This is a genomic window from Kitasatospora saccharophila, assembly GCF_039529925.1.
GTDB lineage: Bacteria > Actinomycetota > Actinomycetes > Streptomycetales > Streptomycetaceae > Kitasatospora > Kitasatospora saccharophila.
In genome coordinates this window covers 15,392-38,522 of the sequence record NZ_BAAANS010000051.1, presented here as the reverse complement: position 1 = coordinate 38,522, position 23,131 = coordinate 15,392, and the positions used below count along the sequence as shown (strand labels likewise).

General features: G+C 77.3%; 21 protein-coding genes. 14 read left to right on the top strand and 7 right to left on the bottom strand.

From position 1 onward, the window contains the following. The 5 genes from ABD345_RS30110 to ABD345_RS30090 all read left to right on the top strand — a co-directional run. A partial coding sequence (locus ABD345_RS30110) for a DUF5682 family protein (RefSeq protein WP_344556698.1) occupies nt 1-1,942 on the top strand: 1,942 nt, incomplete at its 5' end. Further along, a complete protein-coding gene (locus ABD345_RS30105; RefSeq protein WP_344556696.1) occupies nt 1,939-4,062 on the top strand; it encodes a hypothetical protein in 2,124 nt (707 codons plus the stop codon). The genes ABD345_RS30110 and ABD345_RS30105, both read left to right, overlap by 4 nt. A 66-nt stretch (nt 4,063-4,128) precedes the next feature. Then, nucleotides 4,129-4,725 (top strand): hypothetical protein, encoded by a 597-nt coding sequence (locus ABD345_RS30100; RefSeq protein WP_344556694.1) that lies wholly within the window; start codon nt 4,129-4,131, stop codon nt 4,723-4,725. A gap of 200 nt (nt 4,726-4,925) precedes the next feature. After that, on the top strand, nt 4,926-5,345 hold the full coding sequence (locus ABD345_RS30095; protein WP_344556692.1) for a YciI family protein: 420 nt from the start codon (nt 4,926-4,928) through the stop codon (nt 5,343-5,345). Then, nucleotides 5,345-6,631: an RNA polymerase sigma factor gene (locus ABD345_RS30090; RefSeq protein WP_344556691.1), complete on the top strand. Its 1,287-nt coding sequence runs from the start codon at nt 5,345-5,347 to the stop codon at nt 6,629-6,631. Before ABD345_RS30095 ends, ABD345_RS30090 begins: the two co-directional genes overlap by 1 nt. A gap of 160 nt (nt 6,632-6,791) precedes the next feature. On the opposite strand, the gene ABD345_RS30085 is transcribed toward ABD345_RS30090, so the two are convergent. The 3 genes from ABD345_RS30085 to ABD345_RS30075 form a co-directional block, all read right to left on the bottom strand. Further along, entirely contained in the window at nt 6,792-8,504 is a 1,713-nt protein-coding gene (locus ABD345_RS30085) for a sensor histidine kinase (RefSeq protein WP_344556690.1), read from the bottom strand. 174 nt (nt 8,505-8,678) lie between these two features. Next, the gene (locus ABD345_RS30080) at nt 8,679-9,437 is read right to left on the bottom strand and encodes an ATP-grasp domain-containing protein (RefSeq protein WP_344556689.1); all 759 of its coding nucleotides are present in this window, start codon (nt 9,435-9,437) and stop codon (nt 8,679-8,681) included. Then, the gene (locus ABD345_RS30075) at nt 9,434-10,300 is read right to left on the bottom strand and encodes an ATP-grasp domain-containing protein (RefSeq protein WP_344556715.1); all 867 of its coding nucleotides are present in this window, start codon (nt 10,298-10,300) and stop codon (nt 9,434-9,436) included. The genes ABD345_RS30080 and ABD345_RS30075 overlap by 4 nt, the downstream gene beginning before the upstream one ends. A gap of 235 nt (nt 10,301-10,535) precedes the next feature. Here ABD345_RS30075 and ABD345_RS30070 point away from each other — a divergent pair, with 235 nt between their 5' ends. The 3 genes from ABD345_RS30070 to ABD345_RS30060 all read left to right on the top strand — a co-directional run bounded on the left by ABD345_RS30070 (nt 10,536) and on the right by ABD345_RS30060 (nt 12,736). After that, the gene (locus ABD345_RS30070; RefSeq protein WP_344556688.1) at nt 10,536-11,210 is read left to right on the top strand and encodes an AAA family ATPase; all 675 of its coding nucleotides are present in this window, start codon (nt 10,536-10,538) and stop codon (nt 11,208-11,210) included. Between the two features lie 149 nt (nt 11,211-11,359). Next, nucleotides 11,360-12,238, top strand: coding sequence for a hypothetical protein (locus ABD345_RS30065; RefSeq protein ID WP_344556687.1), 879 nt, complete (start codon nt 11,360-11,362; stop codon nt 12,236-12,238). A 162-nt stretch (nt 12,239-12,400) separates the two neighbouring features. Beyond that, entirely contained in the window at nt 12,401-12,736 is a 336-nt protein-coding gene (locus ABD345_RS30060; protein WP_344556686.1) for a hypothetical protein, read from the top strand. 7 nt (nt 12,737-12,743) lie between these two features. Here ABD345_RS30060 and ABD345_RS30055 read toward each other — a convergent pair whose 3' ends face one another. The 3 genes from ABD345_RS30055 to ABD345_RS30045 form a co-directional block, all read right to left on the bottom strand. Next, a complete protein-coding gene (locus tag ABD345_RS30055; RefSeq protein WP_344556685.1) occupies nt 12,744-13,391 on the bottom strand; it encodes a response regulator transcription factor in 648 nt (215 codons plus the stop codon). 27 nt (nt 13,392-13,418) lie between these two features. Next, the gene (locus tag ABD345_RS30050) at nt 13,419-14,999 is read right to left on the bottom strand and encodes a sensor histidine kinase (RefSeq protein WP_344556684.1); all 1,581 of its coding nucleotides are present in this window, start codon (nt 14,997-14,999) and stop codon (nt 13,419-13,421) included. Between the two features lie 107 nt (nt 15,000-15,106). Continuing rightward, the gene (locus ABD345_RS30045) at nt 15,107-15,955 is read right to left on the bottom strand and encodes an NAD(P)H-binding protein (RefSeq protein ID WP_344556683.1); all 849 of its coding nucleotides are present in this window, start codon (nt 15,953-15,955) and stop codon (nt 15,107-15,109) included. 115 nt (nt 15,956-16,070) lie between these two features. Here ABD345_RS30045 and ABD345_RS30040 point away from each other — a divergent pair, with 115 nt between their 5' ends. Further along, on the top strand, nt 16,071-16,568 hold the full coding sequence (locus ABD345_RS30040) for a MarR family winged helix-turn-helix transcriptional regulator (RefSeq protein WP_344556681.1): 498 nt from the start codon (nt 16,071-16,073) through the stop codon (nt 16,566-16,568). A gap of 7 nt (nt 16,569-16,575) precedes the next feature. On the opposite strand, the gene ABD345_RS30035 is transcribed toward ABD345_RS30040, so the two are convergent. Then, entirely contained in the window at nt 16,576-18,030 is a 1,455-nt protein-coding gene (locus ABD345_RS30035) for an alpha/beta hydrolase family protein (protein WP_425556887.1), read from the bottom strand. Nucleotides 18,031-18,283: 253 nt separating this feature from the next. Here ABD345_RS30035 and ABD345_RS30030 point away from each other — a divergent pair, with 253 nt between their 5' ends. The 5 genes from ABD345_RS30030 (at nt 18,284) to ABD345_RS30010 (ending at nt 23,126) form a co-directional block, all read left to right on the top strand. Continuing rightward, nucleotides 18,284-19,537, top strand: coding sequence for a sensor histidine kinase (locus tag ABD345_RS30030; protein ID WP_344556677.1), 1,254 nt, complete (start codon nt 18,284-18,286; stop codon nt 19,535-19,537). Next, the gene (locus ABD345_RS30025; RefSeq protein WP_344556675.1) at nt 19,534-20,196 is read left to right on the top strand and encodes a response regulator; all 663 of its coding nucleotides are present in this window, start codon (nt 19,534-19,536) and stop codon (nt 20,194-20,196) included. Before ABD345_RS30030 ends, ABD345_RS30025 begins: the two co-directional genes overlap by 4 nt. Before the next feature lie 482 nt (nt 20,197-20,678). Continuing rightward, nucleotides 20,679-21,719, top strand: coding sequence for a polysaccharide deacetylase family protein (locus ABD345_RS30020; protein WP_344556674.1), 1,041 nt, complete (start codon nt 20,679-20,681; stop codon nt 21,717-21,719). Nucleotides 21,720-21,811: 92 nt separating this feature from the next. Beyond that, nucleotides 21,812-22,306: a hypothetical protein gene (locus ABD345_RS30015; protein ID WP_344556673.1), complete on the top strand. Its 495-nt coding sequence runs from the start codon at nt 21,812-21,814 to the stop codon at nt 22,304-22,306. Nucleotides 22,307-22,316: 10 nt separating this feature from the next. Then, the gene (locus tag ABD345_RS30010; protein ID WP_344556672.1) at nt 22,317-23,126 is read left to right on the top strand and encodes a hypothetical protein; all 810 of its coding nucleotides are present in this window, start codon (nt 22,317-22,319) and stop codon (nt 23,124-23,126) included. Nucleotides 23,127-23,131: the final 5 nt, after the last annotated feature.

The following is a 23,131-nucleotide window of genomic DNA, read 5'->3' as shown; positions in this document are numbered from 1 at the left end:
GGCCGGGGACGCCGAAGGCAGCGAGGACACCAGCCCGGCCGGGGAAACCGAGGGCACCAGGGACACTGGCGGCGCCAAAGGCACCAGCCAGGCCGGGGACGCCGAAGGCAGCGAGGACACCAGCCCGGCCGGGGAAACCGAGGGCACCAGGGACACTGGCGGCGCCAAAGGCACCAGCCAGGCCGGGGACACCGGCGGCTGCGAGGACACCAGCGGCACCAAGGACACCGGGCGGCCCGAGAGCACCGGGCGGAAGGACGGCGCCGAGAACGCCGATGCCGCCGAGAGCGCGGCCCGGCAGGCGCGGGCGCTGGCCGGTGAGCCGGAGCGGCTGGGCGACTGGCTGTCCGGGCTGTTCGTGCTGGCCCGCGAGCAGCTGACCGGCCCGACCCTGGACCCGGCCGGTGACGCGTCGCTGTTCGACGCGCTGGACGGGATCGTCACTCGCCTGCCCGCCGCCGACTTCCTGCACGGCCTGCCCGCGCTGCGCCAGGCGTTCGGCTACTTCCCGCCGCGCGAGCGCGAGCGGATCGCCCAGCGCCTGCTGGCCCGCCGCGGCCGCACCGGTTCGGCCCGCGGCCTGCTGCGCACCAGCGCAGACCCGGCCCTGTTGGCCCGCGCCGCCGGTCTGGAACTCGCCGTCACCGACCTGCTGTCCGCCTACGGCCTGGCCCCGGCCGCCCCCGCCCCGGACAGGGCCCCGGACGCCGCGACCCCCGCCCTGGTCACCGCGACCCCCGCCCCGGAACCGACCGCGGCCGCACCCGCCACCCGGCCCCCCGCGACCGCCGCCCTGCCCGACGAGGGTCTGGAGCGCTGGCGGCTGATCCTCGGCGCGGCCGCCGAGCGCTGCACCGGTGGCCTCGGGCAGCTCGCCGCCGAGCGGGACGCCGCACTGGAGTGGCTGTACGGGCGCGACCCGGAGGCGAACCGGCGCGGGGTGCGCCGGACGGGCGGTGGCGGCTCGCACGGCAATGCGCGCGGTGGCGGCAGCGAGGCGTCCCGGGTGACGCCGGTGGACTGGCTGGAGGACGTGCACCGGCTGTTCCCGAAGGAGACCGTGGAGCGGCTGGAGCGGGACGCGGTGGAGCGCTACGGGATCGACGAGATCGTCACCGATCCGGAGGTGCTGTCCCGGGTGGAGCCGAGTCCGGCGCTGCTGCGCGCCGTGCTGCGCACCAAGCACCTGATGAACCCCGAACTCCTCTCGCTGGCGCGCAAGTTGGTCGAGGCGGTGGTGCGCGACCTGCTGGCCAGGCTGCGCCCCGAGGTGCGCCGGGCGTTCACCGGCGCGCGGGCGCCGGGCCGCAGCCTGGTCCCGCTGGCCCGGAACTTCGACTTCCGTTCCACCGTGCGGGCGAACCTGGCGCACTACCAGCCGGAGCGGCGGCGGCTGCTGATCGAGCGGCCGTACTTCCACTCGCGGACCCGGCGCAGCCTGGAGCGCTGGCAACTGGTGCTGCTGGTCGACCAGTCGGGCTCGATGGTCGGTTCGGTGATCCACTCGGCGGTGACGGCGGCCTGCCTGTGGAACCTGCCGGGGCTGCGCACCCACCTGGTGGCGTTCGACACCTCGGTGGTGGACCTGACCGAGGACGTGGCGGACCCGGTGGAGCTGCTGATGCGGGTGCAGCTCGGCGGCGGCACCGACATCGCCCGGGCGGTGGACTACGGGGCCGGGCTGCTGGACAACCCGCGGCGCAGCATCGTGGTGCTGGTGACGGACTTCTACGAGGGCGGCGACACCGGCCGCCTGCTGCACGGGGTGCGCAAGCTGGTCGAGCAGGGCAGCACGGTGCTCGGGCTGGCGGCGCTGGACGAGGAGGCGAATCCGGTGTACGACCGTGAACTGGCGTCCCGGCTGGTCGGGTTGGGCGCGCACGTGGGCGCGATGACGCCGGGCGAGCTGGCGGCCTTCGTGGCGGAGAAGGTGGGCCGGTGAGCGCGACCCGGTCCGACCTGCTGGCGCTGGACGCCGACACACTGGCGGCGCTGGCCAACCGCGGCCTGGTGAAGCGGGCGACCCGCGAACTGGAGTCGGGTGCCGGGGCGTCGGTGGCGCTCGGCGCGGACGGCGAGGTGTCGGCGTCGTTCCCGGACGGCAGCCGGTCGGCGCTGCCCGCCGGGGTCCCGCTGGAGGCGGGGACGTGCAGTTGCCCGGCGCCGGGGGTGTGCCGGCACCTGGTGGGGCTGGTCCTCGCCTACCAGGCCGCGGCCCGGTCCCAGGCACAGACGCAGGCACCGGCCTCGGCCTCGGCCCAGACCCAAACGCAGACGCAGACGCAGACAGCGGACCGGGCCGGGTCCGCGCCCCCGCCGCCCCCGCCGCTCCTGGACGGGACGGCCGCGGGCATCCCCGGAGCGGAGCAACTCCCGTGGTCCCCGGCCGAGTTCGACGACGCGGCGCTGCTGGCCGCGTTCGGCCGCCCGGCCCTGACGGCAGCCCGCCGGGCCTGGCAGCGGGGGGTGCGGGCGGCGGTGCAGCGGATGGACGCCGAGCATCCGGCCCCCTCGGTGGAGCTGCCGAGCTGCACCGTCCGCTTCCCCGTCCCGCACAGCCTGAACTTCGCGCTGAGCGGGGCGACTTCGGCCCGGCACGGCGAGATGGTGACCCTGGCGGCCTGGGCCTTCCGGGCGGCCGAACAGGACGGCACCCCGTCCGGGGCGACCCGCACCATGGGCGGCGAGCCGACCGGCACCACGAGGACCGGCGCCGCGAAGGGCACCGCCGAACCGACCGCCGAACCGACCGCCGGACGGGCCGCCGCAGCGGACCCGATGGCAGCGGTGACCACCCTCGTCGAGGAGCTGCTGCGCACCGGAACCGCCCGCAGCGGCCCGGTGCTGCTGGCGCAACTGGCCCGCGTCGAGGCCGGGTTGACGTCCGCCTCGGCGCACTGGCCGGCCGCCGCGGCGGCCGAGCTGCGGGACCAGGCCCAGGCGTACGCGGACCGGGACACCCGCTACGACCCGGACCGGGTCGCCGGGCTGCTGGCCGAGCTGCTGGCCCGGGCGCGGGCCGCGGACCGGCCGTTGGCGCTGGGCACCGGCGAGAGCGCCGTCACGCAACTGCGCCGCACCCGGCTGGTCGCGCTGGGCTGCCGGGTCTCCGGCCGGGGCGAGCGGGAGCGGAGCACGGAGGTCTACCTCGCCCAGCCGGACGCCGGGATCGTCCTGGTGCTGCGCAAGCAGTGGGCGCTGCCGGAGGGCCGGGGGGCGACCGGTGCCGAACTGGCCGCCCGGCGGCTGCTGGGGCACTCGGTGCGGGCGCTGGCGGGGGCGAACCTGGTCAGCGAGTCGCTCTCGCGCAGCGCCGGGCGGACCGTCACGGTGGAGCGCGGCCGGATCGCCTCCACCAGCATCACCCCGCTCGGCGACGCCTGGGCCTCGCTGCCCGCACCGGTGCTGCTGCACGACGCGGCGGCCCGGCTGCGCGCACTGGGCGGGCGCCCGCCCCGGCTGGTGCGGCCCCGGGTGGAGGCGGAGAACGCGCACGTGCTGGCCGTCGCGGAGGTCGGCCCGCTGGGCTACGACCCGGCCCGGCAGCGCCTGGAGGCGGTGCTGCGGGACGGTGCGGGGACGGCGGTGCTGGTCGCCGCCGAGCACGACGTGCTCTGCCCGGGCCGGATCGACGCGCTGGCCGCCGCCCTGGAGTCCGGCACGGTGACGCACGTCAGCGGCCTGCTGCGGCAGGCGGCGGGCCGTCCGGTGCTCGACCCGCTGGCAGTGCGCACCGCCGCCGGGCTGGTCCACCCGGACCTGGCGGCCGAGGGCGACCCGCACCCGTTCACCGCCCTGCCGCCCACCGGCGGCGACCCGCTGACCGAGGCGCTGACCGCGGCCCGGACCGCGCTGGCCGAACTCGCCCGCACCGGCCTGGACACCGCCCTGCCGCACCACCTCGCCCCGGCCTCCGCCCACCTGCGCCGCACCGGCCTGCGCACCGGGGCGGCCCTGCTGGACACGCTGGCCGCCGACCCGCTGCCCGCCCGCTGGGCGGACGCCGCGATCCACCTGCTGACCGCCCTCGACCTGCACCAGGAGGAGCGGCCCGGCCCCTGACCCCGGCGCCCCGCGCCACCACGGCGGGTAGTACAGTCCGCGGGAACGATCATGGGAGGGAATCCGATGGCACTGCGCCGCCGCCGTCAAATCGCCTGGTTGCTTCGGGGGTTGGCGCTGCTCGCCCTCCTGGGCCTCCTGCTCGGCCGGTCCGGCGCCCGTTCGGGCGGGCTGGTGGAGCTGGAGCGGAGGTTCGACCACCCGGTGCAACTGCTCGGCGGCGCGGTGGTGCTGGTCGTGGTCTCGCTGGTGGTCGAGCTGGAGTTCCGCACCAGGTTCTCGCAGATCGGCTGCGCCGCCGGCCTGGTGGGGCTGATCGCCGTCTCGGTGCCGTACGTCCTCCTGGGCATGGTGTTCGAGGGTGACGGACGGCCGGTGGCCCGGAAGCCCCACCCCGACCGCCCGGAGCGGGCGTTGACCGTGACCGACGTCGCCCTCTCGATCGACCCGCTCTACCAGGTGGAGGTGGTGACCGGCACCGGCTGGTCCGCCCGCCACTGGGAGCTGGGCATCTGGGGGGAGGGCAGCGGGCACGGCTTCTACCAGGACGCGGTGTGGTCCGGGCCGGACCGGATCACGGTGACCTCGGACGAGGAGAGCACCGTCTTCGTCCTCGACCCGGCCACCGGCCGCCCGGGCGCCCCGCAGACCACGAAGCGCTGACCCTCGGCCCGGGCCCGCCCCGGCCGCAGGACGTCCGGCCGCTCCGCGCACCCCCGCAGGTGCCCTCCACCCCCAGGTCGGTCCACCCGCCGGAAGGATCCGGGAAATTCCCGGCCGCCGGTGTCGATCCGCCCCCGCGCCGTTCGACCTTGGGATAGAAGAGGGTCCGGAAGCGGATCCCGGGAGCGAGGAGCAGGACGATGGCGAAGTACATGCTGATCATGCGGGCGACGGACGAGACGCTGGCGAAGATGTTCGAGACGCCCTTCGAGGAGATGCTGGAGACGACGGGGCGGGTCAACCAGGAGATGATCCGGGCGGGCGTGCTGATCGCGGCCGAGGGCCTGGACGACCCCGCCCAGGGCGTGGTGGTGGACTACGACGGCGAGGCGCCGGTGGTCACCGACGGCCCGTACGGGGAGACCAAGGAGCTGTTCGGCGGCTTCTACCTGATCGACGTGGCCTCGAAGGAGGAGGCCGTCGAGTGGGCGAAGCGGCTCCCGGCGCTGCCGGGCGCCAAGTGCGAGGTGCGCCGCGTCCCGTCGATCGACGAGTTCCCGCAGGACAACGAGTGGATCGCGCTGGAGCGGGCGTGGCGCGAGCGGACCGGTCAGCTCTGATGCCCGCGACCGACGACGGCGGCCCGCCGGACGCGGGGGCGGTCACCGAGCCGGCCCGGCGGGCCGTCGCCGCGGTCTGGCGGATCGAGTCCGCCCGGATCGTCGGTGCGCTGGCCCGCTGGACCGGCGACTTCGCCCTGGCCGAGGACGTCGCCCAGGAGGCGCTGGCCGAGGCGCTGGTGGCCTGGTCCCGCGACGGCGCGCCCGCGAACCCGCTGGGCTGGCTGCTGACCACCGCGCGGCGGCGGGCGATCGACGCCTTCCGCCGCCGCACGGCGCTGGACGAGCGCTACGGCCTGCTCGCCGCGGAGGTGACCGAGGCCGCCCCGGACGAACCGCCCTGGGACCCGGACCGGATCGACGACGACGTGCTGGCGCTGGTGTTCACCGCCTGCCACCCGGTGCTCTCCCCGGAGGCCCGGGTGGCGCTGACGCTGCGCGTGGTGAGCGGCCTGTCCAGCGAGGAGATCGCCCGGGCCTTCCTGGTGCCGGTGCCGACCGTGCAGGCCCGGATCACCCGGGCCAAGAAGACCATCGCCGCGGCCCGCGTCCCCTTCGCCCTGCCGCCCGCCGAGGAGCGCCGGGCCCGGCTGGGCGCGGTGCTGAGCGTGCTGTACGTGGTGTTCACCGAGGGCTCGACGGCGACCGGCGGGGACGACCTGCTGCGCCCGGACCTGGCCCACGAGGCGCTCCGGCTGGCCCGGACGCTGACCGCGCTGCTGCCCGGCGAACCCGAACCGCACGGCCTGCTGGCCCTGTTCGAGCTGACCGCGGCCCGGTTCCCGGCCCGCACCGGCCCGGACGGCGAGGCGGTGCTGCTGGAGGACCAGGACCGCACCCGCTGGGACCGCTCGGCGCTCCGCCGCGGCCTGGCCGCCCTGGGCCGGGCCACCACCGCCGGGCGCGGCCTGGGCCCGTACGGGCTGCAGGCGGCGATCGCGGCCTGCCACGCGGTGGCGCCGTCGGTGGCGGAGACCGACTGGGAGCGGATCGTGCTGCTGTACGAGGCGCTGGGGCGGGTGGCGCCGTCCCCGGTGGTCGAGCTGAACCGGGCGGTGGCGGTCGCGATGGCGAGCGGCCCGGCCGAGGCGCTGGCCCTCGTGGACGAACTGCTGGCCGCCGACCGCCTGCCGGGCTCGCACCTGCTGCCGGGCGTCCGCGGCGAGTTGCTGACCCGCCTGGGCCGCACCGCCGAGGCCCGCACCGAGCTCGAACTCGCCGCCCGGCTGTGCCGCAACGCCCGCGAACGCGCCGTCCTGCTCCGCAAGGCGGCCGCACTGGGCTGACCCGCACCGGGCTGACCCGCACCGGGCTGGCCCACCCCGAACCGCCCCGCCCCGGACTGCCGGATCGCCGGACCGGCCGGGGCGGGGCTTCCCCCGGCGCCCGCCCCGTCCCGCCCCCGCACCGCCCCCGCACCGGGTGCGGTCCCCGCCGGGCGCCGCCTCAGTGCCCCAGCGGGGCCGTCCAGTTGAGGACGGTGCCGCCGGCCGGCGGGGCGGTGACGGTGAGGGCGCCGCCGAGGGCGTGGGCGCGCTCCTCGATGTTGCGCAGGCCGCTGCGGCGGCCCTGGGCGGGGATGCCGACGCCGTCGTCCTGGACGGTGAGGGCGACCCGGCCGCCGGTGGCCTGCAGGGTGACCTCGACCCGGCCGGCCTTCGCGTGCCGGGCGGCGTTGCTGAGCGCCTCGCCGAGGACGGCCACCAGGTGGTCGGCGACGGCGGGCGGCACGTCGGTGTCGAGCAGGCCCTCCATGCTGAGCCGGGGCGCGAAGCCGAGGGTGGCCTGCGCCTCCTCGACCACGTGCACGGCGCGGGCCCGCAGGCCCTGCCCGGCGCCGGCCTCGCGGACCCGCAGCCCGAAGATCGTCGAGCGGATGATCTTGATGGTCTCGTCCAGGTCGCCGACGGCCCGCAGGACCCGGTCGGCGGCCCCGGGGTGGTCGATGAACCGGGAGGCGCTCTGCAGCGTCATGCCGGTCGCGAACAGCCGCTGGATGGCCAGGTCGTGCAGGTCCCGGGCGATCCGGTCGCGGTCCTCCAGGACGGCCAACTGCTCGGCGTCGCGCCGCCGTTCGGCCAGTTCCAGGGCGAGCGCGGCCTGGTCGGCGAAGCCCAGCAGCGGGTCGATCTCGCGCTCGGTGAACTCGGCCCCGCCGCTGCCTCGCACCAGCAGCAGCACGCCCTCGGTGTGGCCCTCGGCCCGGCCCAGCGGCACCGCGACGGCCGGGCCCAGCCCCTCGAACCGCGACACCCGGACGGGGAAGCGCGGGTCGTCCGCCAGGTCGGGCGAGGTCACCGGGAAGCCCGCCGCGCAGGCCGCGCCGGAGAGGGTGCCCTCCAGCGCCACCTCCACCCCGACCCGCCCGTTGACGTCCCCGCCGAACGCCAGCTCGACCCGCAGACCGGCCCCGTCGGGCAGCGCGGTGAGCACGTCGGCCAGCTTCGCGCCGGAGATGTCGCAGGCCCGCTGGGCGATCAGCTCCACCACCTGGGTGCGCGAACTACCGGACAGCAGGCTGCGGTTGATCTCGGCGGTGGCGGTCAGCCAGCGCTGCCGGCGCTGCGCCTCCTCGTACAGCCGGGCGTTGTCGATGGCCACCCCGGCGGCCACCGCGAGGGTGGCGATCACCGACTCGTCGTCGTCGTCGAACCCGGCGGCGCCGCGCTTGTCGGTCAGGTAGATGTTGCCGAACACCTCGTCGCGCACCCGCACCGGCAGGCCGAGGAAGGTCCGCATCTCGGGGTGGTGGGCGGGGCAGCCGGTGGACGCCGGGTGCTGCTTGAGGTCCTCCAGCCGCAGCGGGTGCGGGTGCCGGATGAGTTCGCCGAGCAGGCCCTTCCCGGTGGGGTAGGGGCCGATCCGGGCGATCTCCTCCTCGTTCAGGCCGACCGTGATGAACTGGGAGAGGGTGTCGCCGTCGGGGCCGATGATGCCGAGCGCCGCGTACTTGGCGTCGGCGAGGACGGCCGCGGCCTCCACGATCCGGCGCAGCACCTGGGTCAGCTCCAGCTCGCGGCCGACCGACAGGACGGCCTCCAGCAGGCTGTGCACCCGGTCCCGGGTGCCCCGGGCCACGTCGATCCGGGCCTGCAGCTCGGCCAGCAGCTCGTCCAGCCTCAGCTGCGGGAGCCGCGACCGCGGTTCCTCCTCGCGCACCGCGCTCCTCCTCGTCCGGATCTCCGTCGCCGATTCTCGCAGACGCCGGGGGCGGGGTGGACCCACGGGGTGCGAATGCGATAGGTCCGGAACCGGCAGGTCACGGCGCGCGGACCCGCCGGGGGCGCCCCGCCCGGGACCCGCTCGGCGGCAGCCGGTGCGCCCGGGGCCCGCTCAGCGGCGGGCGGTGCGCAGCACGAGCGCGGCGAGCGCCGCCGGGGCGCCCGGCTGGTGGCGGACGCCCGGGAAGGCGTTGACGTCGACGGCGACGGGGCCGTCGGGGCCGGGCAGCAGGTCGACGCCGTACACCTGGAGGCCGAAGGCGGGCCCGGCGGCGAGGGCGAGGGCGCGCTCCCGCTCGTCGGGCGCCCAGGGGCGGCGGGCGGGGTCGCCCGGGGCGAGTTCGGAGCGGCGCTGTTCGGCGAAGACCTCGCCGCCGACCACCCACACCTTGCGGTCCCAGCCGTCGCCGTCCACCGGGCGCTGGAGCAGGACCTGCTCGGCGGGCCACAGCGCGACGAGTTCGCGCCACCGGCCGGGGGTGTCGGCGCGGGCCACCAGGTCCTCCTTGCGGCTGCGCAGGCTCTTGACCACCACCGGTCCGTCCCAGCGGAGTTCGCCGAGGACACCGGTGGCGAGGGTGGGGGCGAACGGCAGGCCGGCCGCCCGGGCGGTGCGCTCCATCAGCGCCCGGTCCTGGCAATCGGCGGTGGCGGCGGCGGAGTTGAGCACGGGGGTGCCGGTCTCCTGGTACCGCTCGGCCCGGCGCAGCGACCGCGCGTCGCGGGCCTTGAGCAGCACCACGTCCGCCGGTTCGTCCGGGCCGACCGTCAAGTGCCCTTCGGACTCCAGGAGTCGGCGCGCCCCGGCGAGCAGCGGGTGGTCCGGTTCGCGGGCGATCAGGGCGATCCGCAGCGGTGCCGACGGGCTCATCCGGCGACTCCGGCGTCGGTGAGCAGCGGGCCCGCGCCGGGGGTGGGCCAGGAGGAGCCGGTGCGGGCGAGCCGGACCACCGCGTCGGCCACCCGCTCGACGGCGCGCGGCACCTGGCGGAAGCTCGGGAAGTCGTTGACGTCGACGACCACCGGGCCGTCCGGGCCGATCAGCACGTCCAGGCCGTACAGGTCGAGGCCGAACACCTCGCCGACCTGCGCGGCCAGCGCGGCGACCTCGCGCGGCAGCGGGACGGGTCGCTCCACGGCGGGGTGGTGCGGGTGCAGCGGCGAGGTGCGCCGGGTGGCGAAGAACTCGCCGCCCGCGCAGTACACCTTCAGGTCGCAGCCGTCGTTGGGCACGTAGGGCTGGGCGATCAGCAGCCCGCCGTCCGCGGGGGCGGCCAACCCGGCGAGCTGCTCCGGGCGTTCGACCAGGTGGACGGCGCGCCCCGAGGAGCCGTCGGCGGGCTTGACCACCAGCGGGTAGCGGCGGGCGCCGATCGCGGCGAACGCGGCCGGGTCGGCGGCGGCCCAGGTCCGCGGCATCGGCAGGCCGTGCAGCGCGGCGACCACGGCGGCCCGCGCCTTGTCGCGGACCGGCCGGATCGCCCGGGCGTCGTTGACGGTGGTCAGCCCGGCCGCGGCGGCGGACTCCAGCAGGCCCAGGCCCGGGCCGCCGGAGACGGTCTTCAGCACCCAGGCGTCGTGCTTGCCGCTGCGCACCAGCTTCGCGAGGTCGAGCAGGTCGGCACCGGGCCGCAGCACGTCCACCCGGTGGCCGGTGACCCGCAGGTGCTCGACCACGGCCAGCGGCATCCCGTCGTTGCGGTAGTGCTCCTCGACCAGGAAGCAGAACCTCATGTGCCCCACGTGCCCCCACCCCATCTTTCCCACGGTTCCCCTGCGCCCCGGGCGAGTTGCCCCGGGGAGAATCGCATCCGCCCACCCTGCCACGGATCATCCGCCGGATTTCACCCAGGGTGTCCGGGAACGGAAACAGCCGCGTCACAGCTGGGTCGCCGCACGCCTGGAACCGGATCCCCCGGGCATGACGTTCACATGACGCCCCCTTGGCACACTCTTTGAGGAGGACCGCGTGCACCCGCTGCTGCGCCCGCACGACCGGCACGACCTGACCGGACGCCCCGCCCCGGCCCGGCTGGCCTACCCGGCGGACGACGTGCTGGTGGTCTCCGGCCTGCCCGGCAGCGGGAAGAGCACCCTGATGCGGCGCTGCGCCCGGGCCGCGGTGATCGACTCCCAGCACACCCGGGCCGCCTTCGCCCGCGCGCTGCCCGGCGTCCCGTACGCGCTGTACCGGCCGCTGGTCCGGCTCGCCCACTACCTGCGGCTGCGCGCGGCGGTCCGGGCCGGCGGCCCGCTGGTCGTGCACGACTGCGGCACCCTGCCGTGGGTGCGCCGGGCACTGGCCCGGGCCGCCGCCCGGCAGGGCCGCCGGCTGCACCTGCTGCTGCTGGACGCCAGCCCCGCGCAGGCCGCCGACGGGCAGCGCCGCCGCGGCCGCCGGGTCTCCCGGTACGCCTTCGCCCGCCACCGCCGCGCCTGGGCCGCCCTGCGCGCCCTGGCCACCGCCGAGGGCCCGCTCCCGCCGGACGTGGCCTCCGCCGTGCTGCTCCCGCGCGCGGCCGCCGCCCGGCTGCGGGCGATCGAGTTCACCGCTCCCGCCGACCGGTCGAGTGCCCCGCACCCCGCCCCCGCCGCCCCTCCCGCCGTCCGCCGCGAGCCGCTCCAGGCGGCCACCACCGGCTGAGCGCTCCCCAAGTCCCGTCCCCCGCCGGAGGATCGGCCCCCGCCCCGGGCCCGCGGGCCCCGACCGCCGCCGCCCGCGGGTTGCGGCGAACGGCTGAGCCGCCCCGCGCGTCGCCCGGCGCCGGGGCCGGGCCTGGCTAGTCTCCCGCCATGGGCACCCCCGAACGCACCCCGGAGCGCGCCGCCTCGCCCGCGCCCGTGTCCGCTCCGCCGTCCTCCCCCGCGCCGGCGCAGCCGCTCCGCGGCCCGCGGGCCCGCCGGATCGCCGACCGGCTGTCGGTGCTGTTCCGCGTCCCGTTCGAACCGCAGTACGAGCCGCAGCCCGGGTCGGCCGGGCCGCGCTGGACGCTGCGGTGGTACGACGGGCCGACGGTGGACGCGGTGCGCTCCGCGCTGGGGCGGCTGTTCCCGGACGGGGCGGCCGGGGCGTTCGCGGTGCGCCGGGACCTGACCACCCGGGCGCTGGTGCTGGCCGCGATCCGGGAGACCCGGGCCGGGGCGATGCACCGCTCGGTGGGCAGTTGGGGCCAGCGCTACCACCTGGAGCAGCTGCTCGCCGGGCAGGAGCACCCGGACCGGCCGGAGGGCCCGCGCGAGGCGGCGATGCTGGAGCGGCTGCTGGCGGCGGCCACCGCCGAGTCGGCGCGCGGCCCGGCGGCCCCGGACCTGTCCCGGGCGTTCGACCTGGTCGCGCGGGACGGGGTGGCCTGGCTGCTGCCCGAGCACCGGCTGGCCGGGCCCGCTGACCGGGACGCGCTGGCGCTCGCCCCGCTGGAGTACCTGACGTCCCGTTACGCCACCGGCGTGCACCGCACCGCGTGGGAGACCGCGCTGGCCGTGCTGCCGCTGCGCGCCGCCGTCACCGCCGCCCACCGCGACCCGGAGCCGGACCCGGACGCGGCCCGGGCGGCGCTCGCCCTGCTGCCCGCGCTGCGGGCCCAGTTGTCGGCGGAGGTCGACGCGATCGGCGAGCGACTGGCCGCGGCTGCCGCCGCAGCGCCCGCCGAGCCCGCCGAGCCCGTCGTCTGAGACCCTCCCGGCAGCGTATCGACCCCCATTCTGCCTGTTCACGGCCGCTTCCGGTAGGAGCGAGCGCACATCCCTCCGCCCTTGTCCGGCACGCCCGGTGGGCCGCAGACTCGTCCGCATTCCCCCTTGGACGAGATCGATGGGAGTCATGTGTCCTCACGCGTGGATCAGGAACTCGCACTGCGGGCCCGGGTGTTGCTGGCCGGCAGCGAGCCGCCCACCCCGTGGCAGGCGTACCGGGCGCACCGCCTGCTGGCCCGGGAGAACCCGGCGGCGCACCTGCCGCGGCTGGCGCTGGCGGCGATCGAACTGACCAACCACTACCCGGTGTTGCTCCGGCCGGACCTGCAACTCGTCCTGATGGAGGAGGCGCTGGCCGCCGCGGCGGCCATCCCGGCCCAGGACCCGTTCCGCCCCGAGGCGTTGCGGCGGATCCGCAAGGCGTACACGGAGCGGGCCGCCCAGTTGGGCATCTCCCTTTCGCCCGAATGGAGTTGACGGACCGTCAGAGTTCCGCGTCGCGGGCCAGCAGGGCGGCCTGGACCCGGTTCTCGCAGTCCAGTTTGGCGAGGATCCGGCTGACGTAGGTCTTCACCGTCGCCTCGCTCATGTGCAGCCGGGCGCCGGTGTCGGCGTTCGACAGGCCCTCCCCCAGCAGATCGACCACGGCGCGTTCGCGCGCGGTGAGCACGGCCAGCCGCCGCCTGGCCCGTTCGCCGCGCGCGGCCGCCGGGCCGTCGGCGAGGCTGTCGACGATGTGCCGGGCGGCGGCCGGGGAGAGGAAGGCGTGGCCGGTGGCGGCGGCCCGGACGGCCTGGATCAGTTCGCCGGGCGCGGTGTCCTTGAGCAGGAAGCCCGCCCCGCCGGAGGTGATCGCCCGCAGCACGTTCTCCCGCTCGCCGAAGGTGGTGAGCACGATCGCGCGGGCGCCCGGCGCGGCCCGGGGCAGTTCGGCCAGCGCGCTGAGCCCGTCCATCACCGGCATCCGGATGTCCAGCAGCACGACGTCGGCGGCGAGTTCGGCGGCCAGCCGGAGCGCCTGCGCCCCGTCGGGGGCCTCGCCGACCACCTCGATGTCCTCCGCCGAGGTGAGGATCATCCGGATCCCGGCCCGGATCAACGGCTCGTCGTCGGCCACCAGTACCCGGATCACCGCGCGTCCCTTCGTCCCCAGTGCGTCCTACACCTTCCCACGGAAGTGCTGCTTCTCCACCAGCCGGCCGTCCTTGAAGCAGAACCGCAGCACGTCCTGGCCGTCCGTCCCGCTGCCGCGGTCGCTGGCGAACCAGCGGCAGTGCGCGCCCTCCGGCACCGGCGGGCCGATCCGGTGGAAGTCGCCGGTCAGGAAGTCGCTGCCGACCGGCAGGCGTTCGTTGACGGACTCCTCGCTCTGGCCGACCTCGATCGAGTCGTACAGCTTCACCGCCACGGTGGCGTCCCGCAGCGAGCTGACGAACACGATGGCGCCGACCGCGGCGACCGCGGCCACCGCCCCGAGCACGCCGAGCGCGCCGAGCGCGCAGCCCAGCGCGGGACGGCGGCGCTTGCCGGGTTCCTCCAAGTCGGCCGACAGCAGGGCGAGTTCCTCGTCGTCGGGGACGGCGGCCCGGGCCCCCTCCGGGGTGTAGGGCAGCATCCCGGCCAGCCGGAAGCCGCCGCCCGGCTGCGGCCCGCTGTGCACCATCCCGCCCAGCAGCCGGGCCCGTTCGCGCAGCCCGGTCAGGCCCTGCCCGCCGGAGACCGCCGCCGCGCCGTCCCCGCCGGGGCCGTTGGCCACCTCCACCACCAGCGCGTCCGGTTCGTACCGGACGGTCAGCGTGATCGGCGCGCCCGGGGCGTGCTTGTGCGCGTTGGTCAGGCCCTCCTGGGCGATCCGGTACGCGGCGTGGCCGGTGGCCGCGGCCAGCGGGCGGGCGGCGCCCTCGTGGCGCAGTTCGATCGGGGTGCCGGCCGCGCCGGAGGCGGCCGCGAGGCGCTCGATCGCGTCGACGCCGCCGGGGGCGGTGGCGGCGTCCTCGCGCAGCAGGCCGACCACCTCGCGCAGTTCGCGCATCGCGCCGGTGGCGGCCTGGCGCAGCACGGCGACGGCCTCGCGCTGCTGCTCGCCCAGGGTCCGGTCGACCTCCAGGGCGCCGGTGTGCACGGCGATCAGGGCGAGTTGGTGCCCGAGGCTGTCGTGCATGTCCTGGGCGATCCGGTGGCGTTCGCGCAGCCGGGCCTGCCGGGCGATCATCACGCGTTCGCGCAGCAGTTGCTCGTTGCGTTCGCGCAGGCTGTCCAGCAGGGCGACGCGCTGGGCCCGGTAGCGTCCGATGACCGCGGGCAGCACGCCGACCAGCAGGTACCCGGCGACGCACAGGCCGAGCAGGACGGGCAGCGGGAAGTGGTCGCGCCGGTTCTGCAGCAGGGCGACGCCGAGGGTGGCCGGGAAGCCGAGCGCCAGCACCGCGGGGGCCCGCCAGGGCCGGTTCAGCCGCCGGCCCGCCGAGTACCCGGCGGTGACCAGCAGCGGCAGGAACCCGGACGGCCCGCCCACCCCGGCCGCCGCCACCACCAGCACCGGCCCGGGCAGCCCGCGCCGCAGCGCGTACAGCACCGCGCTGGCCCCCACCACCAGCCCCGACGGCCACCCGCCGCTGTCGCCGGCCTGCAGCAGCGCCGCCAGCGCGCACACCAGCAGCCCGCCCAGCACCTCCCGGACGGCCGTCCACCACCGCCAGGGCCCCGGGAACAGCCGTCCCCACCACGTCCGCGTCCTCACCCCGCGACCCTAGCCACCCCCGCGCCCGGCCCGCTGCCCCCGAAAGTCGACGCCGCGCACCGACGTTCGTCGCGGTCGGCCGCCGGGGCCCACCGCCACCGCCGGGCCTACCGGAAGGCGGCCGCGTGGCGGGCGCACCAGGCGGCGAAGGTGCGCGGGGGGCGGCCGAGGAGGCGGGCGACGGTGTCGGTGCGGAAGCCGGTGGTGTCGGCGCGCAGCAGGGCGAAGGCTTCGGTGATCGCCGCGGCGAGGGGGGCGGGGGCGCCGGCCGGGAAGCGGGCCCGGACGGCCTCCTCGGGGGTGGCGGCGGGGCGGACCTCGATCGGGCGGCCGGTGGCGGCGGCGAGCAGGGCGACCTGTTCGGCGACGGTGAGCGCCTCGCCGCCGGTGAGCGCGTAGTACCGGCCGAGGTGGCCGTCCCCGGTGAGGACGTGGGCGGCGACGTCGGCGATGTCGGCGGGGTCGATCGGGGCGAGGCGGCCGGGGCCGACCGGGTCGAGGACGTAGCCGCCGGTGCGGACGGTGCTGGCCCATTCGAGGGCGTTGGTCATGAAGCCGCCGGGCCGCAGGACGGTGAACGGGACGCCGCCGCCGCGGACGGTCTCCTCGCGGGCGTGGTGCCAGCGGCCCATCGCGGGCATCGGGTCGCCGAGCACGTTGGCGGAGGAGAGGTGCACCAGGTGCCGCACCCCGGCGGCGCGGGCGGCGGCGACGGCGTGGGCGGTGTGTTCGGCGCCGAGGCCGGGGGTGAGCAGGAAGAGCCGTTCGACGCCCTCGAACGCCGGGGCCAGGGTGGCGGGTTCGCCCAGGTCGCCGACGGCGCGTTCGATCCGGGCGGGCAGCGCGGCGGCCCGGGCCGGGTCGCGGACCAGGACGCGCACCCGGGCGCCCTTCCCGTCGAGCGCCCGGACCAGTTCGCGGCCGACGTTCCCCGTCGCACCGGTGACCAGTATCATCGTTCCCCCCGAAGACATTAGCCGTCTATCGATCTCACGGCGGGAACGTTAGCCGGGAACTGATTAGCCGTCAATCGACCTTCGGTGCCCGCCGGGCACCGAGCGGAGGCCCGCCATGCCCGAATTCCTGGACCTGCACGGCCGGACCTCCAAGGTGCTCCGGGCCGCCGCCGAGGCCGGCATGCGCCGCCACGGGCTGCACCTCGGCCAGAACCTGCTGCTCGCCGCCCTGTGGGAGCAGGACGGCCGCACCCCCGGCGAGATCGCCGCCGCCCTCGGCGTCACCACCCCCACCGTCGTCAAGATGGCCACCCGGATGGCCACCGCCGGCCTGCTCACCCGCACCCGCGACGAACGCGACCAGCGCCTGGTCCGCCTCCGGCTGACCGACGCCGGCCGCGCCCTCCAGCAGCCCGTCGAGGCCGAACGCCGCCTGCTGGAGGAACGGGTCACCGCCGACCTGACCCCCGAGGAGCGCCGCCACCTGCTGAGCGCCCTCGCCAAGGTCCACCGCGCGGCCGCCGCCCTGCCCGCCGCCCCGCCCGCCGAGCAGCAGCCGGAAGACGAACAGCCGGACGAACAGCCGGACGGCCGGTCGGACGAGGACCGCTGACGACCGGTCAGCCGGTGCCCGGCCGGTGCACGGTGAGGGCGCCGTAGGCCGACAGCGGGCCGGCCGGGTCGCCGCCGGGGGCGGGCCGCAGGGTGGCGTCCAGGAAGGCGAGCGTGGCCGCGGCGACCAGGCGCGGGGCGCCGGTGCGGCCCAGCGAGCCGACCAGCGAGGGCACCGGCGGCAGGTACAGGGGCGCGTCGGTGAAGCTGAGGTGGGCGGCGCCGGGGACGGTGAGCCGGTAGGTCGGCGCGGTGTCGGCCGCCAGCGCCGCGGCGAGCCGGGGCGGGTAGCGCGGGTCGGTGTCGGGGGTGGTCTCCTGGACGAGCGCCAGCACCGGCTGGTGCAGTTCCGGCGCGGCGGGGCCGTGCGGGAAGCCGTCCAGGTCGATCACGGCGCCGATCCGGGCGTCCCGGCGGGCCGCCTGGAGCGCGGCGGCGCCGCCCATCGAGTGCCCGGCCGCCGCGACCCGGCCGGTGTCCAGGCGTCCGGCCAGCGGGTCGGCGCCGTCGTGGTCCAGCCCCTCCAGCCGGGTCAGCACGAAGCCCAGGTCGGCGGCCCGGACCGCCGTCCAGTCGGCCGCGAGCTCCTCGTCGGCGTCCCGGTCCCCGGTGGAGGAGGTCGCGGACCGGACGGTGCGGCCGTCGTCGAGGACCACCGCGGCGCTGTCGTACGGGTGGTCCAGGGCCGCCACCAGGTAGCCGTGGCTCGCCAACTCCTGGGCCCAGGCGGTGTTCTGGGTGCGCGCCCCGCCCGATCCGGGCGAGAACAGCACCACCGGGAACCGCTCCGCCCCGTCGGCCACCGGCGCACCGGCCACCGCCCGGCCGCGGGCCCGCGCCGCGTCGTCGAACAGGAAGCCGGGCAGGCCCGCCCCGGCCGCGAGCGCCCCGGCGACGGTGCGCGCCTCCGCCCCGGTGCGCCCCAGGTAGGGCGCGCCCGGCGTGCCCGCCGGGCTCTCCCGGGCCGGGTACCAGAGCTGGACGACGAGGGTGCGCCGGTCGTCCGGGTCGGCGGTGAAGGTCTCCGGCCGGTCCGGGTCGGTCCACTGCAGCACCCGGGTGCCGACCGCGTAGGGGCCCGACGGCGCGGGGAACACCGGCGCGGGGAACGCCCACGCCGCCACCGGCCCGGCCGCGACCAGCCCGAGGCAGGCCGCCGCCCCCGGCAGCGCCAGCCACCACGGCGCCCGCCGCGCCGCCCGGCCGGATCCCCGCCGCCGCACCAGCGGGACCAGCGCGAACGGCAGCACGGCGCCGCCGCCCGCCAGCACCGGCCACAGCTGCCAGCGCACCCCCGTCACCCCCAGCAGCGCGGCGGACGCCGCGAAGACCGCCGCCGCTCCGACGGCGGTCCGCGAGCGGGCGGCCGGGGGCAGCCAGCGCGCCACCACCAGGACGGCGGCGGCCAGTACGGCGAGGAACTCCAGTGGGGACAGCGAGGGCCCCGCGATCGTCTCGGTCACCCCGCCATCCTCGGAGCGCGCCGCCCCCCGCCGCATCGCCCGCCGGTAGCCTCCCCGCTGCCACCCCGGTCGCACCCGGACCCGCCCGCCCGGCCCCCGCCCTGCGACCCGGGAAGGTACCGCCCCTCCTCCTGCGGTCGTACCCGGCCCCGCCCCGCTCCGACGGCGGACTCATGCGCACCGCCGCCACCGCCGCCTAGCGTGGCAGCACCGGGCCGAAGCCGCCCCGCCGACCGACCGACAGGAACCCGCCATGACCGAGGCGGACGCAGCCCACTCGCCGCGCCACCACCTCCCCCGACTCCCGGATCCCGCAAGGGAGTTGCTGCTTCCGCTACTGCTGCTGCCCGCGCTGCTGCTGCACGCCGCCGCCACCTGGCCGGCCGGGCGGCTCCCGGTGGTCGCGGGCCTCACCTGCGCCCTGGTGCTGCCGCTGCGGTGGCGGCGCCGGGCCCCGCGCGCGGTGTTCGGGGCGGTGGCCGCGGCGGCGCTGCTCCAGTGGCTGGCCGACGTCCAACTGCCTGCGGACGCCGCCCTGTTGGTGGCCCTGTACGCGGTGGCCGGGCAGGCCGGGCGGCGGGCCGCGCTGACCGCCTGCGCCGTCGCGGAGGGCGGGGCCCTGCTGGCCTGCCTGCGCTGGGCCGCGCCGGGCGCGTTCCTCGCCCCCTTCGTCGCCCTGAGCGCGACCGTGCTCGCCGTCGCCACCCTGGGCCGGCGCGCCCGGACCGCCCGGGCCCACCTCGTACTCGCCGCCCAGCGCCAGGAGCAGCAGACCCGGCTGGCCGTCACCGAGGAGCGGGCCCGGATCGCCCGCGAGGTGCACGACATCGTCACCCACCACCTGTCCGTGATGGTCGCGCTCACCGACGCCGCCCTGCAGGCCCAGCACCGCTCCCCCGAGAAGGCCACCACCGCCCTGCGCGGGGCCGCCGAGACCGGACGGCAGGCCCTCAGCGACATGCGGCGCTCACTCGGCCTGCTGCGCACCGGTGCGCCCGACGCCCCGGACTCACCGAACTCACCAGACGACCTGACGGCACCGACCGCACCGAACCACCCGCTGCCCGGCCTCGCCGAACTGGCCGCGCTGGCCGACCGGATGCGCGCCGCCGGACTGCCGGTCCGGGTCGAGATCGACGACGACGGCGACGGCGACGGCGACGCCCGCGTCCGCCTGCCCGCCGGCGTCCAGCTGACCGTTCACCGCCTGGTGCAGGAGGCCCTGACCAACACCTTCAAGCACGCCCCCGTCGGCACCCGCGCCGCGGTCCGCGTCCACTGCTCGGCCGCCGCCGTCACCGTGCGCGTCACCGACGACAACCCCGCCGTCACCGACCCCGCGACCGTCCCGGCCCCGCCGCGTCCGCCCGGCCGGGGCCTGCCCGGCATGCGCGAGCGCGCGGCCGCCCACGGGGGCACCCTGCGGGCCGGGCCGCGGCCCGGCGGCGGCTGGGAAGTGCACGCCCGCCTCCCGCTCACCGGCTACCGCCGGGGGGTGCCCGCGTGACGGTCCGGGTGCTGGTCGCCGACGACGAGGCCCTGCTGCGGATGGCCTTCACCACGATCCTGGGGGTCCAGCCCGACCTGGCCCCGGTCGGCGAGGCCGCGGACGGCGCGGAGGCGGTGCGGCTGACCCGGGAGCTGCGCCCCGACGTCGTCCTGATGGACGTCCGGATGCCCGGGACGGACGGGATCGAGGCCACCCGGCAGATCGTCCGGCTCGCCCCGCGCAGCCGGGTCCTCCTGCTCACCACCTTCGACCTGGACGAGTACGCCTTCGCCGGGCTGGCCGCCGGCGCCGCCGGCTTCCTGCTCAAGAACACCCGGCCCGAGGAGCTGCTCGCCGCCGTCCGCAACGTGGCGGCGGGCGAGGGCGCCCTCTCCCCCCGGATCACCCGCCGCCTGTTGGACGACTTCCGCCCCCACCTGCCCACCCGCGACACCGCCGAGCGGCACGCCCGGCTGGCCCTGCTCAGCGCCCGCGAACGCGAGGTCCTGGTCGAGGTCGGCCACGGCCGCTCCAACGCCGAGATCGCCGCCGCCCTCCACCTCGCCGAAGCCACCGTGAAGTCCCACCTGGGCCGCGTCCTGCACAAACTCGCCCTCCGCGACCGCGTCCAAGCCGTCGTCTTCGCCCACGCCTGCCACCTCGTCCACCCCCACTGACCCCCGCCCCGCCATCGACCGCCCCGCTCACTTCGCCTCCCCCAGCCGCGCCACCAGCACCGCCACGTCGTCCACCCGCCACCCGTCGTGCCGCGCCTGCCCGACCAGCAGGTCGGTGAGCGGCTCCAGTTCCAGCGTGGGCGCGTGGGCGAGGGCCGTGCGGAGGCGGTCGACGCCCTCGGAGAGCGTCGCGGTGGCGGATTCGACCCGGCCGTCGGTCTAGAGGACGAGGGTGGCCCCGGGCGGCAGCCGGGTCCCGGCGGGGGCGGGCGTCGCCGGGCGGGGGGGCCGGTGCGCGTCGCCGGGCGGGGGGCCGGTGCGTGGTGGCGGGCCGCTGGGGTCCGCCGGGACACCCGGGCACATGTTCTTCTCCGTACGCCGCCGCCTGGGGCGCGTCAAACGGGGGACGGCGCCGGTCCGTCCGGGTGACCGGCAACGGCGTGTCGAGTACGACAAGCATGACAAGGGGATCATCGGCCGGTATGCCGACACCCTCCGTCCCGCCCGGTTCCCGCACGACCCGCGCCACCGCACGCCCCCGCCCCGGCCGCCGCCACCGCCGGGGCCGCCGCAACCGCCGGGGCCTGGCCGCCCTCACCGCGCTCGCCACCCTCGTTGTCGGCTGCTCCGCGCTCCGCCCCCAGGACCCCGCCCCCGGGGCCGCCCGCTCCTCCACCCCCGCCGCCCCGCCCGCCGCCGCCCACGCCGCCGTGCGGGAGGCGCTCGCCGCGCTGCTCGCCGCCCGCCCGCAGGCCGCGCTCGGGCAGGAGGCCAACGGCCGCCTCGCCGTCGCCGAGCACGAGCTCGCCCTGCAACAGGCCCTCGCCGCCGCCCAGCGCTGGGGCCTGGCCGCGCTCCCGCTGCGCGCCCCGGCCCCGCCCGCCGCCAAGCCCGAGCTGGCGGACGGTCCCGGCGTCAAGCGCGCGCCCGGCCTGCCGCCGGTGGTCTACCGCGTCCCGACCACCGACAGGGTGGTGTTCCTGACCGTGGACGACGGCGCCGAGAAGGACCCGCAGTTCGCCGCGATGGCCGCCGAACTGGGCGTCCCGATGACGGTGTTCCTCTCCGACTACCTGGCCCGCTCCGACTACGGCTACTTCCGCGGCCTGCAGTCCCACGGCGTCGGCATCGACAACCACACCCTCACCCACCCCGACCTGCGCCGGCTGGGCGCCGACGCCCTGCAGCGCGAGATCTGCGGCCAGCAGGACCGCCTCCAGCAGGAGACCGGCACCCGCCCCCGGCTGTTCCGCCCCCCGTACGGCGAGTACACCGAGGCCGCGCTGCGCACCGCCGCCTCCTGCGGGGTCACCGCCTTCCCGCTGTGGAACGAGGAGGCGTTCCCGGACCACCTGGAGTGGCGCTACCCGGACCAGGTGTTCCACCCCGGCGACATCGTGCTGACCCACTTCCGCGCCCCCGCCGCCGACTGGAAGGGCACCATGCCGGACATGCTGCGCCGGGTGGTGGACGCCGCCACCGCGCAGGGCTTCGCGATCGCGCGCCTGGAGGACTACCTCTGACCCGCGGGCACCCGCCAGGCGCTACGATGCCGCCCGATCGCGACCGAACGCGTTCGAGCCTGGGGGCTTCGATGGAGAGAAAACAACGCCTGGTGCACGCCACTGACTTCCTGCGCACCATGAGCGGGCTGTTCCTCCTGGTGTCCCTGGTGAGCTGCCTGCCGGCCTTCCTGTGGTCCGACCGGTACGGGCTCGCGACACGCGTCGCCTTCGCCGGTGCGTTCTTCGGTGCCTCCTTCCTGTTCAGCGTGTGGTGGTGGGCCCGCTACTTCGCCAAGCGGCTGGCGAAGCCACTGGACGACCTCCCCGCGAGGTTCGGACTGCTTCCCGGGGAGCCCGAGCCCTACCTGCCGACGCGCCAGGTGACCGGCGCCCTGGTCCTGTTCATGCTGTTCATGGGCTGGCTCGGCACTCGGGACGGCATGCCCGGCGGCATGCTGTTGGCGGGCGCGGCCTGCGGCGTGATCTCGGTGTCCTGGTGGGTGGCGAAGGTGGAGCGCGAACGCGGCGGCCGTCTCGTCTACCTGCTCATCCCCGGCCCCAGCCACACCGGCACCCGGTTGTGGATCGTCCGCGAGCCGGTCTGAGCCCGGCCCGGTGAACCCCCTGCTGCTGCCGCACCTCCGGCGCACCCCCGTCCTCCCGGCCGCCGCGCCGGACTTCGCGACGCCGCTCGGCCCGCTCGCGTTCACCGCCGAACTGGACGGCGTCCCGCTGCCCGGGCGGCCCGACCGGCTGTGGCGGCTGCCGTCCGGCGCGCTGGTCGCCCGCTGGTCCGGGCCGGGGGCCGAGCTGGAGCTGCTGGTCACCGGGTACGCCCCGGAGTCCGTCGGCTTCGCCCGCCCCGCCGAGGCGGCCTGCGGGGCGCTGTGGTGCCTGCACGCCCGCCGCGAGGTGCACCGCCCGGTGTTCACCGCCGCGCTCACCGGCCCGCCGCCCGGCACCTCGGCCGGCTACAACGGCACCCAGGCCGTGGCCTCGCTGGAGGTCCTCGGCGGCGGCTTCGAGTTCGCGCTGTCCGGCGACGACCCGGAGGCGATCTGCGTGCGCGCGGGCGGGGACCCGGACGTGCCGACCCGCTGGGCCGGGTACCGGGAGGCGGTGTACCGCAACGCCCTCGACTGGGGCGAGCACTACCTGTACGAGCGGTGCGCGCTGCGCTGGACGCTGCCCGGACTGCTGCCCGGCGAACACGTCCTGCTGCCCGCCGCGGCGGCCTGGCTGCGCACCGATCCGGAGGCCGGCCCGGACGCCGAGGACGACGGCGCCGCCTGGTGGGGCGCGCTCACCCACCCCGACGCCATCCTGGCGGCGGCCGCCGCCGGGGTGCCCGAACCGCCCGGCGCCCTGCGCCGTAACGGCACCCGGCGGGCCAGCCGGATCGGCCCCGCCGACCTGCCGCACTGACGGCG